The following is a 12,895-nucleotide window of genomic DNA, read 5'->3' as shown; positions in this document are numbered from 1 at the left end:
TTTGTTGGGAAGTTTACCGTTTCTTACAGGCGGGCTGTAGCGTTATTTACGTGGACAAAGAGAATTCAGTTTTAGTGCTAGAAGGGCGCTAGAACGAGATAAAAGCGAAGGAGGCAGGGTGAGAAAAAAATGCGCTAAGTCATTGAAAAATATGGCGCACCTGAGTGGATTCGAACCACCGACCAATGCCTTCGGAGAGCCTATTTAATAGTATTTCCACGATACGTAGCGATACAGTATAGTATACAGATGCCGCCTGAAGCCCTTGATACATAAGGGCTTTTCTATGTGTTAACCGAAATACTTGTACCATCGTACCCTTTTTTCACTCCTGAAAAAGGGGGAACCGGAAGGGAACCGCCAGAATGCCAGCCAAAAAGCTGACCGACTCATTAGTATCAAAGACCACTGCCAGGTTAACCGACTCCGCCGTCAGGGGGTTTTTCGTCCTACCTCGCAAAACCGGCAAGTTCTTCTACTACAAATACAAGACACCTGAAGGCAAGAGCCGATCGTTCCCGCTAGGCCGGTTCGGTAATGTCACCACGACAGAAGCCCGGAAGCTTGCCAAGGAAGCCGCCGGACAGGTAGCCAAGGGATTAGACCCGCAAGCAGAGAAACAGGCACACAGGGCAGAACAGAAGCGTCAGGAGCAGGAAACCTTGAGAGCGTTCCTTGCCGGTGGATACCGAGAGGTCACACCAAAGAAGACAGCCGACGAAGTGACACCCAAGCTGATGCACCACTTTTCTGAATACATGGATCAACCAATGTCTTCTATTACTGCATGGAGCATTGAGAAATGGAAGCGATCCTATCCGGGGAAGCCGTCAGGGGCTAACAGAATGTTAACCAGGTTAAGGGGAGTCCTAAACAAAGCAGTGAAGGCCGGACTACTGGAGGTATCCCCGATGGCTGATGTTAAAAAGCTGAAGGAAGACAAGAATCAGAAGATCAGGTACTTGACCACTGTTGAGGAAAAAACCTTTCTGGATGCAGTAGAAGCCCGTCAGGAGAAGCACAGGGAAGAACGAACCCGATACATCAAGTGGTGCATGGATCGGAACCGAAAGCCACCAATGCCCTTTGACCAGCCATTTACCGACCATGTCGCGCCAATGATCGTTGTTAAGCTCAATACCGGCTTAAGACGTGGTGAGTTGTTCAACCTGAGAGTGGCTGACCTTAACCTACCGGATCGGTTGCTGACAGTAGTTGGTGAAGGTGCAAAGTCAGGACAAACCCGCCAGATACCATTAAACGACAAAGCATTTACGGCGTTGGTTGGTTGGTTGAATCAGACAGGCAACAGTGGCCTTGTGTTTCCTTCACCAGTGACGGGCCTGAGACTGGATAACATCAATTCGGCATGGAGACAGTTAAGGAAGGGAGCAGGCTTGCCCGATCTGAGATTGCACGATTTGCGCCACACATTCGGCACCAGGTTAGCGCATAACAGAGTTGATCTTGTGACAATCAAGGAACTGATGGGGCATGAGAGTTTAGACACGACTGCCCGGTACCTTCACACCAGTCAAGAGCTTAAAATTAATGCAGTGATGGGGCTGGTGTGATGGCGATTCCAGAAATGCAGCGTTTATTGTGCAGTATATGGGCGGATCGGTTGCGGAAAGGTGAAATGTCACCATACGCCGTGGAAGAGTTAGCCGAAGCCCTGGACAGAATATCGTTAGGCGAGTGCGCTAACAAAGTATTGGGGGTTAAAGGGAAGAGTCCAGACCTTAAGTATTTAGATGTCTGGCGTGATGTGGATTGCCATATAGACGACGGACTAACCGTGGTGGAGTCTTGCGGTAAAGCCGCTGATAGGTGGGGGCTATCAATAAACACGGTGGAAAAGTATTACAAGAAAGGAAAGAAGGCGCACGAAGAATGCCGTCGGATTGAAAGAGAAGAAATGTAAGTAGTTCTACAGGGTATAAATAAACACGATTATTTTTACCCTGTACAAGCCCCGATACTCTGCCTTTTCTTTTTGTCGCACCATAACCCCACGTAATGACATACGACAGGGGGCTTGTTACATGAAACCTATCACCATTCCTAAAGTTAATCTTTCTGCCAGTGAGGCCAGTCACTATCTGAACGTGAGCAAGTCAGACCTTGACGTATCCCGGCTGACCGGCAAGTTCCGAGGCGTAACACCACCGCCATTCATTCGCCTGGGCAGGTCGGTTCGGTATCGGATCAAAGACCTTGATCAATGGCTGGAGTCTCAACCGGCATTCACCAGTAATGCGCAGGAGATGGTTGGGTAATGGCTAAAGTTATACGACGCAATCAAACTACTCATGACCTTGGACACGCAGACGTTAGTCCGGCAGACAAATCAACAATATTTTTTAAGGAAGACGAAGTACCAAACAACCGCTACTGGCGACGCAGGCTTAAAGCTGAAGCCCGGAAGAATAAGGAGTGTAAGTAATGAAAATAATTCACCAGATATCAATTGAATCACCGGACATCGATGACTGCGCACTGGCTGTTTTCTTACCACTTGAAGCTGATGATCCAAAGATGATGGAAAAGGTTAAGGCTGTCCAGAATTTGCTTCTGGAACTTTCAAGAAACATTCAGACAGAAATCAACGAGTAATTAAACCCACACAGAGAGATTAATTAAATGGACAAAGCAACATTAGAAGCTATTGCTGAATATGCACAGAAGATGGCACCAAAAACAATTGAAAAGGGTTACTTGCGGATAGAGCATGGAATAGCTGTGTTTGGAGTCAAACCATTAAAAGTATACGGCAGCTTTATGAAGGAGCTAAATAACTTTGTAGGTATTGGCCTTGATGTAAATCCGTTTGATAGCTATGCAGCTTGTGCAGCTTACCTTGCATGGCTTGAAGCGGCCGCTGGCAATGAAGCTCTCGGCAAGTTGATAGAGCAGGAAATAGACCCTTACTTGGATGAAGCGGGCGTAGCTCACCATTAAAGCCACACCATGACGGGTTTTATCCAGACCCGTCTTTATTCTTTGAAAAGCAAAAATGAAAATCGAAATTAAAAAAGCCCGCTCTGTTAATGAAACGGTTAACACCCCTGCTCAATCCGATTCTATGCAAGCAGCGCACGATAAATGGAACGATGTTTCTTTAGCTGTTGGCTTAATTCGGGAACATAGCCAGTGCGATCTGACCATTTATCTTGCTGGCAATGCTTTAAAAGCTCTGGACGAACTTCAAAAAGATTTATGGGCGATGGAGGACGGTAAGTGACATCCATTACAGACATCGTTTCGAAGATGCACGACGATGGGTTCCGTACCATACCCGCATGGAATGCCAAGCCAAGGCGGGGATACGACAAAGGGCAGAACTACCCTGCAACAGACAGCAGTTGGTCAGAGGCGAACATGATCGGCCTTGCCTTGGACAGCACGATTCTGATCGACTTTGATGCAAACAAGGGCGACGATCCGAACGAATGGCTTGATACCTGCATTACTCCAACTGAGTTCGGGGAGTATTTCGACATATCAGACAGTGATATGGAACAAGCAGAGTTTCAAATTAATAAAGCCGGGAACAGCCTTCACCTTTTATTCAGGTGGCCTGAAGGCGTTTTTAATAAGGACGAATATCACCAGAGCAGAAACGGGGCTAAGTCAGAACACAAGGAGCCTGATTTAGTAATTAATGGCAAGTATGGTGTTGATATCAAAACCGGCAATCAGCTTGTTTATTTGAAGTCACATAAAGCCCTTTTGAATACTTCACCGGATAATCTGCCAGTGGCATCAGAGAAGCTGATTAATTTCCTGAAGAAACCAGAAAGTAATTATCAGGCACCTGATTATATTCCCCAACCATTAACATCTGGTGATGGGACTCCATACGGATTAAAGGCGTTACAGGGTATCTGTGAAGATATGACCAGGGCAGGTGAAGGCACCAGAAACACGACGCTGAACGAACAGGCTTGCAAAGCTGGAAGCTTGATAGCTGGCAGTGAGCTGTCAGAAGGCTATGCCATGCATGAGTTAGAACAAGCTGCACTTAGCACCGGCATGAAGCATTCAGAAGTAAAGGCCACTCTCAATAGTGGAATCAAGGCGGGTATGCAAAAACCAAGAACAGCCCCAGAGAAGCAGGACGAACCATTAGTGTTTATTGACGACTCGGCTGAATTGCTGGCATCTGGTCAACTCGTTGAGATCAGGCCCGGAGTGCTGGCGAAGCCTAAAAAGGTTACGGTTGAATACGAAGCAGGGCTGAAGGAAACTCAGATCATACATAATGAGCTTAAGGCGGAGCCGGTGGTTCCCGTCGGGAAAGAGAAGGAGTTCAGGTTGTTTGTTGGTTCTGAGGGGTTCGACACAGAGCAGAACTACCTGATAAAAGATTACCTACCGGCAGAGAGCTTCGGGATACTTTACGGTAAATCAGGCAGTTTTAAATCATTCCATGCAGTGTCCTGGGCAGCGAGCATTGCGACAGGCAAAGAGTGGAACGGCAAAAAAAGCAGACCCGGCACCGTTGTTTATGTTGCGGCAGAAGGTGGACCAGGTATCCCCAAGCGTATTAAAGGATGGGAAGACGAGTTCAACAATAAAGAAGTTATTCGGAACCTATTGACGGTAAAGCACCCGGTTTTCGTTGGAAGTAATGACCAGGTGACGACGATGATAAACACTATCCGAGCCGCTGAACGCATGACAGGCCAAAAGGTTACAGCAGTAATCCTTGATACCCTCGCCCGATGTTTTGCCGGTGCTGATGAGAACAAAGCGGCAGATATGAATCTGTTTATAGCTGGCTGCGACAAGATCAAGGCAAATACAGGAGCTTCAATTATTGTTGTGCATCATTCTGGTAAGGATGAGGAAAAAGGCGCTCGGGGATCGTCGGCCTTGCGAGCAGCAGCAGACTTTGAATTCAGGGTAGACAGACTGGAAGGTGAGCAAGCCACCTACACCCTGACGCATACAAAAAGCAAAGACTCTGAAGAACAGAAACGGCAGGCTTTCGAACTGAAATCAAAGTTTCTGTTTACTGACAGCGATGGTGACGATCAATATACATTGGTAGCCACTGGGCAGGGTGGGGAAGTGCCTGAGCCAGAGCAGGAAACTAAGATAAAACCACTGGGCAAGAACAAAGAGGCCGTCTTGCAGGCTGTTCGTTCCAGAATGGCAGCAGGAGAGCCGCGCACTTACAAGGTGGTCAGGGATGATCTGAAGGCGCAAGGCATTAAGATCAGCAATTACTCAAACTGGGTAACTGATCTGGTCGAAGATGGGTATCTTGAAAAGCGTGGTGATGATCTTATACCGCTGATAAAGCAGACAGCCGACGGCAACTTTACCTGTCTTTCCGATGGGTAAGTAGAAACCGCAAAAACACCACTTTGAAAACTCACTCACTTTACCGCTTATATATATAAATGGATAAAGTGAGTGAGTTACAGCCCTTTAAAATCAAGCCCCTGTATAAATACGTATAAACCAGAGCCAGATTAATGAAAATGCCAGAACACACAACCTTCCTCGGAGCTACTGCTAGCACAGTGACCAGAGTTACATACAAGAAAAAGAGAACCTTTGTTATCCCTGAAGAAGGGAGTGGTAAGGAACAGTCTGGGAAGCCGACACCGAAGACCGAAGCGGAAGAGAAGAAAGGGCCGGTTAAAGCACCGGACAAGAAAGAAGTGGTAGGGATCACGCACAAGCAAAGACTGGCGATGTTTAAGCGACTCCAAAAGCATTGGCCTGACCTGTTTGCCTTTCCACCCAAGCCGCTGAAGGTTGGCATCCGTGAAGACCTGATAGCCGATCTTGAAGGCAAGGGAGAGTCTAGCGAGTGGTTAGCAGCAGCCTTGCAACAGTATGTTAGGTCGCTTCCTTACCATAGGGCTGTTGCAAAGGGAGATAAACGGTATGGCCTGAACGGGGAAGCTGAAGAGATTCAGGAGAACCAAAAAGAGTTTGCAAGGGTGCGTGTGGCTCATATAACCAAGCGCATGAAGACCAGGGCGAAGGATGCACCGAGGCCAAAGGGACAATCCGCCCTTTCAAAAAGTAGTGATAATCGCAACAAATAGCGGATTTTAGAGGCATTTAGTGGTAAAACCACTACATATAGAGCGCTAACAAACATTGACGTAAGACCCCCCCCAGTCCGGCAGGGCATGACGGACTGGTGGTGGCAGTCACCTCCCGACCATTGACCCAAGTCAATAAAAGGCGGAGGAGCGCACCGGCATAGGGGGAAAACCGAGACAGGCAGGGGGAGAGCCGAGGAATCTGATTTTTCGAATCGACCCCTCCGGACATCGGCGGCCAGTCAAATTTTTATATATGAGAAACTGAGGTTTTTTGTGGAATGCGGAAGATTACAAAGAATACGTTAGCCAGACAGTTGACTAAAACCCTGAAAGACCGGGACGAATACCGACCAGAGCAGGATGCTTTGATTCTGTCCGTGGTAAATAATGCCGTACAGATGATCGAGTGCCAGAAGATTCTGGACGATGAAGGTTTGATCATTCAGGGCAGGGATGGTGGCCTTGTTAAGCACCCTGCAACGTCGGTTAAGCGTGCAGCAGAGCAATCAATGTTTACTGCCTTCCGTGCTTTGAAGATGGAGCCGTCTGGTGATAAGAAAGACGACAAGAAAGACGGTGGCGCTATCGCAATGATTCAGGCTTATCTGGCAGAGGGTGACTTGTGATCTGCCAGCCACTCCCGCCGATCTGGTAGGGGGGGGGTGGATCAAATCCCTACGGCCCTTACCCCTCCGACACCGTCGGCCCCGCCAAATTCTCACGTGTACAAAATTAAAAGTTCGCACCCTTGATAGACCCGAAAAACACCCTTGCAGGTGCCATGCAATAATTTTGAATCATGGGAATCATTCTCAAAGCCAAACATTGCAGCGATTGAGCGGCTATCTGTAGCCATATTGAATCTATCTGAACCGATATTGCCGGCATCTTGTTTAGTGGTTGGAGAGTGGTAGCGTTCAATTAATTTGAAGATGCCTGCAAGGGTTGATCAGGCGAACAGGTGCCGAAGCTGAATGGTTGGGGATGGCTGGAGGCCGGTAAATCAGCATAGGAACGTCATTCCTAACAGATGCGAACGCCATTCCCAACTGATAGGAACGTCGTGCTGATATTAACCACCATATAACCATCAGATAACCATCAACTATTAATTAATTACGTATTGTTGTTTTGTGTCCTATACGGTAATATCCACACCGTTGTTTGATTGGCTTGATAACCGGCAAACAATCCAGCTTAGTTCACGAATTCAACAGAATTCTTCCCTTATTGCTCCCATAGCAAACCAGTTAATGGTGAGCGGTTAGCGGGGGTCTTAGTCGTAGAGTCTAAGGCGTGTCCATTCGTGAACTGGGCATTATCAACCCCCTAGCCGCTCCCGCCTTGATAAGCGCAGCGGTTAGCCAGAAAGAGTTCACGACATGGCTATCAACTACCTCAACGCAGTAACCGCCGACACTTCCCTTACAGGTGTTTCAAAGTCCATCATGGTCGCACTGGCAAACAGAGCTGACGCAGACGGCACCTGCTTTCCTTCTATTCGCACCATTGCCAGCGATACTGGCTTTCACCCTCGTACAGTCACCAATCACATTCAGAAGCTAAAAGCTGGCAACCGTATTTCTGTTGAGAACCGAACCTATCCGGGCAGCGGATTCAAGCGTTCCAACATGTACACCTTACTGATCGACACCATCACCCAGAAGGCCGAAGAGGTAATCGACCAGGCAGCCGACGCAGTGACCGAAGCGGTTGACCAGATGAAAAAGGTAGCCATGCCAGCAGTTGATATGGTTAAGAAGAAATTCAAAGCCCGGAACGCTAAGAAGGCTACTGCTAAAGTTGCTGAGAATGTTGCACTGGTGACTATCCGTACTGCTATCGCTGAGTTTCAACCCCTGATGGCTGAATACAATAATACTACTGAAGAAGCTGAAGCGGCTATTGAGGTACTCACCAATTACATCGGCTACTGGGAAGAACAGGGCAATCCTGTTAAACCCGTTGACGAGTGGGTTAACAGGTTCCGTAGCCATCTGAAAAAACAGGTCCCTATCGTGTTGTCCGGAGGCCGTAATAAGCAGAACCGCAAGCCTCGCACTACAGTAGAGCGCCTGACTGACTGCAATCCTAACCAAGTTGACTGGATGGCTGGCGTGTCTATGGATGACAACCTTGAACAAGGCTTCATTGATGCACCAGAAGACAAGGCCATGATCGGGGAGCGCTTCTAATGAAACAACTTCAATTCAACTTCGTACTGAAGGCACTGGAAACCGTTAAGCAGGTTTTGAAGCCGCTGAAAGAAGTGGTCAAGCAGGCTGTTAAGAAATTCAAGATCAGAATGGGCGAACCCCTGCGTCATGGTGGCCAGTGGGTCATCGTAGAGCAGGATGGTATCGAGCACACCCGCATTGTTTCCGATACCAAGCTGTTCCTGTTGTCTCAGAATGATCTGGTGAAGTATGTAATGGAGTGCAAATAATGAAATATTCATACGTCCTAGCAGTACGCTCAATCATTGACGTAACACGCTCAGGCTGGTTCATGCTGAACGAACTGGCAAAGCTGGCAGACAAGTACCAGACAAACATCATTGGCGGGACTGAGTACCGCACCACTATCCGAGTTCCTCATTACAGAACTGTAATGCAGCTGCGTACCGCTGGTTATATCGACCATGAAGTGGTGTTAGATGAAAACGACCATGATGTATTGGACGACTTTTATGTCCTGTTGATTGATCCGGCGGAGGTTCCAGCATGAAGCAGCAGTACCTAAAAAACTTTCTGGCCGCCATCAGCCTCACCATGACAGCCTCCTTCGCCTGGGGATTGGCCCCCGGCTTTGCAGGGTTCTTAATTGCAGCGGCGTTAACCGGCGTACAGGCATCAGCCATGCTGTATATGCCATCGAAACTGAAAGACGCCATCAGCGCTGAGAATGGTCTGGGTATCACGGTCTATGGTCTGACCATCGTATCGGCCCTGTTGTTGTCAGTTGTCGCCAGTGTCGCCACTCTATCGGCTGGTGATTCCGACGGATCGGCATTGAGACAGAAACGGGCGAGCCTGCAACAGCGGATTGATGTTTTCATCGAGCATGACCGTGTTACTCAGGCAGGTCAGTTGCAGGAACAGCTTGATTCACTTCCAGTACCATCAGTCACACCGCTTCAGGAGTTCGGGGGACGTGTCCAGACTGTTACCGGCATCGAAGGTAACACCGTTATCAATACCGTAATCGTCGGCATCGGTCTGTTGTTGGATCTCACTGTGCTGTTGATGGGCGTTAACCTAGTACCATCACCCGAACTACAAAATCGTAGTTTGAGCGGTGCAGGTGTCCAGCCAGAACAGGTTAATCAGGAAGCTGAAGCCATTAGGCAGGTACCACCTTCACCAGAAGTACTGGCAGTGTTTCAGGCAATATCTGATGGCGTTATTCATGCGCCGACGGTTCGGTCTGTTCGGGAGTTGCTGAAGTGCAGCCAGAGACAGGCGCAACTGGTGGCGGCTAACTGTCGGCAGATAGAGAAGCAACTGCCATTGATTTGAGTCAAAAAAGGGGAACCGAAGGGGAACCGGACTGAGTGGTCAGGGTAGCTGAAAAGCTGAAACCCTTGATTTTATTGGCGCACCTGAGTGGATTCGAACCACCGACCAATGCCTTCGGAGGGCACTACTCTATCCAGCTGAGCTACAGGTGCGTAGAGGCTGCAATATTACTGACCAGCCCACTCTTTGTCCATGATTTTTTGAGTCTCAACTCCGTGGAACGAGCGATTCGGTGAAAGATCATTCTGTACCTTTTTTACCCTGTACGCACAAACCCGCCCACAACCACGTACAAACCCCTGTTTCGACAAGCGCATCTGTTCTATAATCGCAATGCTTAAGAACAATTCAGCTCACAGGTTCACATTCAGGCAGATCGGTTTTTCTAACAGGAAGATAAGGTCTCAGACAATAAAAATCATCGTGTTCCTGATGTTGTCATAATGAGGATAAGCGAGTGACTTTGGTTACACACATGAGATTGTTGGCGATTCTATTGGGGGGGCTTTTCCCGGTGATGGCACTGGCCAAACCGGTGCCGCTGGACGATGCTTCCCGTCAGGAAATTGTTGAGCGAATAGCTCCGGTAGGAACCGTCTGTAAGCAGGGAGATGACTGCGCAACTAACTCGGGTGCCGTAGCAAGCACTGCCAGTGAACCTCGCAGTGGTGAGGCTGTGTTTAACCAGTTCTGTACGGCCTGCCATACGACAGGTTTACTGGGTGCGCCAAAGAAAGGCGACACGGCTGAGTGGACAAAGCGAGCCAACGCACTGGGTGGTTTCAACAAACTGCTTCAGCAGGGTTACGCTGGTATTGGCAGCATGCCTGCCAAGGGTACCTGCATGACTTGCTCTGAAGAAGAGTTCGGCAGCGCCATGCAATATATGGGAGCCAAAAAAGAGTAAGCAGCCACCAGCATACATCCTGTTAACCAGCTCACTTGTTTAGCGGTCTCCTCGAAATCACTACTCAAGACCACTACCCAAGCGGGCTGACAAAACCTTCCGGCTTAATCGCCAGAATGGAGCAGTAAACATTGTTAATGATGTTTTCTGCGGTGTTTCCCATAAGAACGCCGTGGCTATGATGCCCCAGAGTCCCCATCACGATAACATCAACATTCACTTCATTAGCCAGCCGCTGAATCTCCTGGGCCGGTTGCCCTTTCAGCAAATGGCAATGAATGTCAGGGCGGCTCTTATCAATGCCCGCATCCTCCAATGCCTCATCCAGCTTTTTCTGGTAACGAAGATGCGTTGTTTCCTGTAATTCATACAGTTCTTCTTCTCCGAGATGCTGCAAGGCATGATGCTCAACAGGCAGCCCCCAGACACTGACAATATGCAGCTGCGCCTGTTCCTGACTGCTTAAGTAGAGCCCATTGAGTAACAAGGTGCGATTCAGCTCTACGGCTTCGGGATCCGGGCCTCCCACATCCACTGCCACCAATATTTTTCCAATAAAGTCGGGCAGCTGCTCCCGGCTTGCCATCATCAGTACCGGCACCGGACACTTTCTTAACAGCGCCAGATCATTCCCGGTCAGCTGGTTCCTGGCCAGTGGACCACAAGGGTCTGCCAGCTTAACCACCAGGTCGACACCGTAGTCATTGATCAACCCTCCTATAACCTGTCTGGGTTTACCCGGAACAATACAGATTTCAGCCTGAACACCTTCTTCCCATGCCTTGTCTTTTAACGCTTCGGAATACTCCTCCAGCTGTTTTCGGCATAACGCTTCAAGCTTTCCTTCCAGTGGCAGAAACTGCAGCCGTTGTAACACATCCAGACTCTGGTCAAACACCGCAATAATCAGGCGGGCCTTATTATCGGACACCAGTCTGAAGGTCTGGCTTAACTCCAGTTCGCTGGAGTGTAAACGGGTCACTGCCAGCAGGATGGTTTTAAACGCATGCATTGGAGACACTCTCACAGTGGGCAACATAGCAAGTATTGCAGCCTTGTGAAATTCTGCTGACAAGAATGACTCCGGCACGTCTCTTATTGTGTTGGCGTTTTGTGCCGACATACTTAAAGAACCAATTCCCTTTCTTACAGGCACTTCTGAATCATGACGATAAACCTGGCTGACCTGAGCATAATGGTGGTCGAAGATCACCAGTTTCAACGTGTTGTTGCAGAACAGGCACTGAAAGGACTGGGCGTTGAAAACCTCAGACTTGCCAATAATGGCAACGATGCACTCAGACAGCTGGCAAGCTCACAGCCCATCGATATCGTTATCTGCGATTTGGATATGCCGGAAATGGACGGCGTTCAGTTTATTCGCCACCTGGCCAATGAGGGGTTCGTCCGGGCCGTTATTGTCGCCAGCGCCCTGGAGCCATCACTGATCAGAACCGTTGAAGACATGGCACAGGAGCATGGGTTGCGGGTACTGGGCACACTGTCAAAGCCTCTCTCCAGAGATCGTATCCGGGAATTACTGATGCTCTATTCGGCTCCGGACAGCGCAGCGCATCCGGTTAGCAGCCTGCACTTCACTAAAGAGAATTTGCAGGAAGCGCTGGATGATAACCAGTTTATTCTCCACTACCAGCCCAAGGTTCTGGTTCAAAGTGGTCGCCTGGTGGCCCTGGAAGCGCTGTGTCGATGGTCTCACCCGGACATGGGTCTGGTCGGTCCTGCTCATTTCATTCCATTGATGGAAAGCACCGGCTTAATCCATGAACTCACCCAACGCCTTATTGATCAGGCTCTGAAACAGCTGCGTAACAACCTTGATAACAACAAAGCCATTGCTATTGCCGTCAACATGTCTCCGGTTGTTCTGACTGACACCCAGTTGCCCGATGAGCTCTATAAAAAAACCAGGGCGTTAACTATTGAACCGGAACTTCTGACACTGGAGATAACGGAAAGTACGTTGATTGAAAATGCTGCCAGAGCACTTGAAACCCTGGCCCGTCTAAAGATGAAAGGCTTTTCACTGTCTATCGACGATTTTGGTACAGGCTACTCCAGTATGCAGCAACTAAACCGAATTCCGTTCTCAGAACTCAAGATTGACCGCTCATTTGTGCAAAGCGCCAATCTTGATAAAACCCGCAAGGCCATTATTGAAGCCAATATCAATCTGGCTCATACCCTCAGCATGGAAACCGTCGCAGAAGGTGTAGAAACCCTTGCGGAGTGGCATCTTCTCAGCCAGTTACACTGTGATATGGCCCAGGGCTTCCTGATTGGCAAACCCATGGCTGCTGAAGACCTGCCAGAATGGGAACGGCAGTGGACAGAAAAACTACCCCTTCCTCCTGCCTCCAGCTGAACAGAATTCAATCGAA

At 48.8% G+C, this 12,895-nt stretch carries 17 protein-coding genes and 2 tRNA genes; 16 read left to right on the top strand and 3 right to left on the bottom strand.

Features of this window, described 5'->3' with window-relative positions; all coding sequences use genetic code 11:
• Positions 1-152: 152 nt before the first annotated feature.
• A tRNA-Arg gene (locus NX720_RS14160) sits at positions 153-253 on the bottom strand.
• A 112-nt stretch (positions 254-365) separates the two neighbouring features.
• On the opposite strand from NX720_RS14160, the gene NX720_RS14155 reads away from it, so the two are divergent.
• From NX720_RS14155 to NX720_RS14090, 14 genes are all read left to right on the top strand, one after another.
• Complete coding sequence (locus NX720_RS14155) at positions 366-1,574, top strand: tyrosine-type recombinase/integrase (protein WP_262595454.1); 1,209 nt, start codon at positions 366-368, stop codon at positions 1,572-1,574.
• Positions 1,575-1,639: 65 nt separating this feature from the next.
• Entirely contained in the window at positions 1,640-1,924 is a 285-nt protein-coding gene (locus tag NX720_RS14150) for a hypothetical protein (protein ID WP_262595453.1), read from the top strand.
• 121 nt (positions 1,925-2,045) lie between these two features.
• Positions 2,046-2,279 carry a helix-turn-helix transcriptional regulator gene (locus tag NX720_RS14145; RefSeq protein WP_262595452.1) on the top strand — a complete coding sequence of 78 codons (234 nt, stop codon included), beginning with the start codon at positions 2,046-2,048 and terminating at the stop codon, positions 2,277-2,279.
• Positions 2,279-2,446, top strand: coding sequence for a hypothetical protein (locus NX720_RS14140; protein WP_262595451.1), 168 nt, complete (start codon positions 2,279-2,281; stop codon positions 2,444-2,446). The genes NX720_RS14145 and NX720_RS14140 overlap by 1 nt, the downstream gene beginning before the upstream one ends.
• Entirely contained in the window at positions 2,446-2,616 is a 171-nt protein-coding gene (locus tag NX720_RS14135) for a hypothetical protein (protein WP_262595450.1), read from the top strand. The genes NX720_RS14140 and NX720_RS14135 overlap by 1 nt, the downstream gene beginning before the upstream one ends.
• A 27-nt stretch (positions 2,617-2,643) precedes the next feature.
• Positions 2,644-2,961, top strand: coding sequence for a hypothetical protein (locus NX720_RS14130; protein WP_262595449.1), 318 nt, complete (start codon positions 2,644-2,646; stop codon positions 2,959-2,961).
• Positions 2,962-3,016: 55 nt separating this feature from the next.
• Positions 3,017-3,244: a hypothetical protein gene (locus NX720_RS14125; RefSeq protein WP_262595448.1), complete on the top strand. Its 228-nt coding sequence runs from the start codon at positions 3,017-3,019 to the stop codon at positions 3,242-3,244.
• Positions 3,241-5,352: an AAA family ATPase gene (locus NX720_RS14120; protein WP_262595447.1), complete on the top strand. Its 2,112-nt coding sequence runs from the start codon at positions 3,241-3,243 to the stop codon at positions 5,350-5,352. Before NX720_RS14125 ends, NX720_RS14120 begins: the two co-directional genes overlap by 4 nt.
• 182 nt (positions 5,353-5,534) lie before the next feature.
• Positions 5,535-6,068, top strand: a complete 534-nt coding sequence (locus tag NX720_RS14115) for a ProQ/FinO family protein (RefSeq protein WP_262595446.1) — start codon at positions 5,535-5,537, stop codon at positions 6,066-6,068.
• A 281-nt stretch (positions 6,069-6,349) separates the two neighbouring features.
• On the top strand, positions 6,350-6,697 hold the full coding sequence (locus NX720_RS14110; RefSeq protein ID WP_262595445.1) for a P27 family phage terminase small subunit: 348 nt from the start codon (positions 6,350-6,352) through the stop codon (positions 6,695-6,697).
• 756 nt (positions 6,698-7,453) lie between these two features.
• Complete coding sequence (locus tag NX720_RS14105) at positions 7,454-8,266, top strand: helix-turn-helix domain-containing protein (protein WP_262595444.1); 813 nt, start codon at positions 7,454-7,456, stop codon at positions 8,264-8,266.
• Positions 8,266-8,517, top strand: coding sequence for a hypothetical protein (locus NX720_RS14100; protein ID WP_262595443.1), 252 nt, complete (start codon positions 8,266-8,268; stop codon positions 8,515-8,517). The genes NX720_RS14105 and NX720_RS14100 overlap by 1 nt, the downstream gene beginning before the upstream one ends.
• Positions 8,517-8,798 carry a hypothetical protein gene (locus tag NX720_RS14095; RefSeq protein ID WP_262595442.1) on the top strand — a complete coding sequence of 94 codons (282 nt, stop codon included), beginning with the start codon at positions 8,517-8,519 and terminating at the stop codon, positions 8,796-8,798. Before NX720_RS14100 ends, NX720_RS14095 begins: the two co-directional genes overlap by 1 nt.
• A complete protein-coding gene (locus tag NX720_RS14090) occupies positions 8,795-9,589 on the top strand; it encodes a hypothetical protein (protein ID WP_262595441.1) in 795 nt (264 codons plus the stop codon). The genes NX720_RS14095 and NX720_RS14090 overlap by 4 nt, the downstream gene beginning before the upstream one ends.
• Positions 9,590-9,664: 75 nt before the next feature.
• Here NX720_RS14090 and NX720_RS14085 read toward each other — a convergent pair.
• Positions 9,665-9,741, bottom strand: a tRNA-Arg gene (locus NX720_RS14085).
• 305 nt (positions 9,742-10,046) lie between these two features.
• Between NX720_RS14085 and NX720_RS14080 the strand changes: the two genes are divergently transcribed.
• Positions 10,047-10,496 carry a c-type cytochrome gene (locus NX720_RS14080; protein WP_262595440.1) on the top strand — a complete coding sequence of 150 codons (450 nt, stop codon included), beginning with the start codon at positions 10,047-10,049 and terminating at the stop codon, positions 10,494-10,496.
• 73 nt (positions 10,497-10,569) lie between these two features.
• Here NX720_RS14080 and NX720_RS14075 read toward each other — a convergent pair whose 3' ends face one another.
• Positions 10,570-11,619 carry a universal stress protein gene (locus NX720_RS14075; protein ID WP_262595439.1) on the bottom strand — a complete coding sequence of 350 codons (1,050 nt, stop codon included), beginning with the start codon at positions 11,617-11,619 and terminating at the stop codon, positions 10,570-10,572.
• A gap of 42 nt (positions 11,620-11,661) precedes the next feature.
• Here NX720_RS14075 and NX720_RS14070 point away from each other — a divergent pair, with 42 nt between their 5' ends.
• The gene (locus NX720_RS14070; protein WP_262595438.1) at positions 11,662-12,879 is read left to right on the top strand and encodes an EAL domain-containing response regulator; all 1,218 of its coding nucleotides are present in this window, start codon (positions 11,662-11,664) and stop codon (positions 12,877-12,879) included.
• Positions 12,880-12,895 lie beyond the last annotated feature (16 nt).

Source organism: Endozoicomonas euniceicola (assembly GCF_025562755.1).
GTDB lineage: Bacteria > Pseudomonadota > Gammaproteobacteria > Pseudomonadales > Endozoicomonadaceae > Endozoicomonas_A > Endozoicomonas_A euniceicola.
The sequence above is the reverse complement of the archived record's forward strand: the minus strand, read 5'-3'. Positions and strand labels throughout refer to the sequence as shown.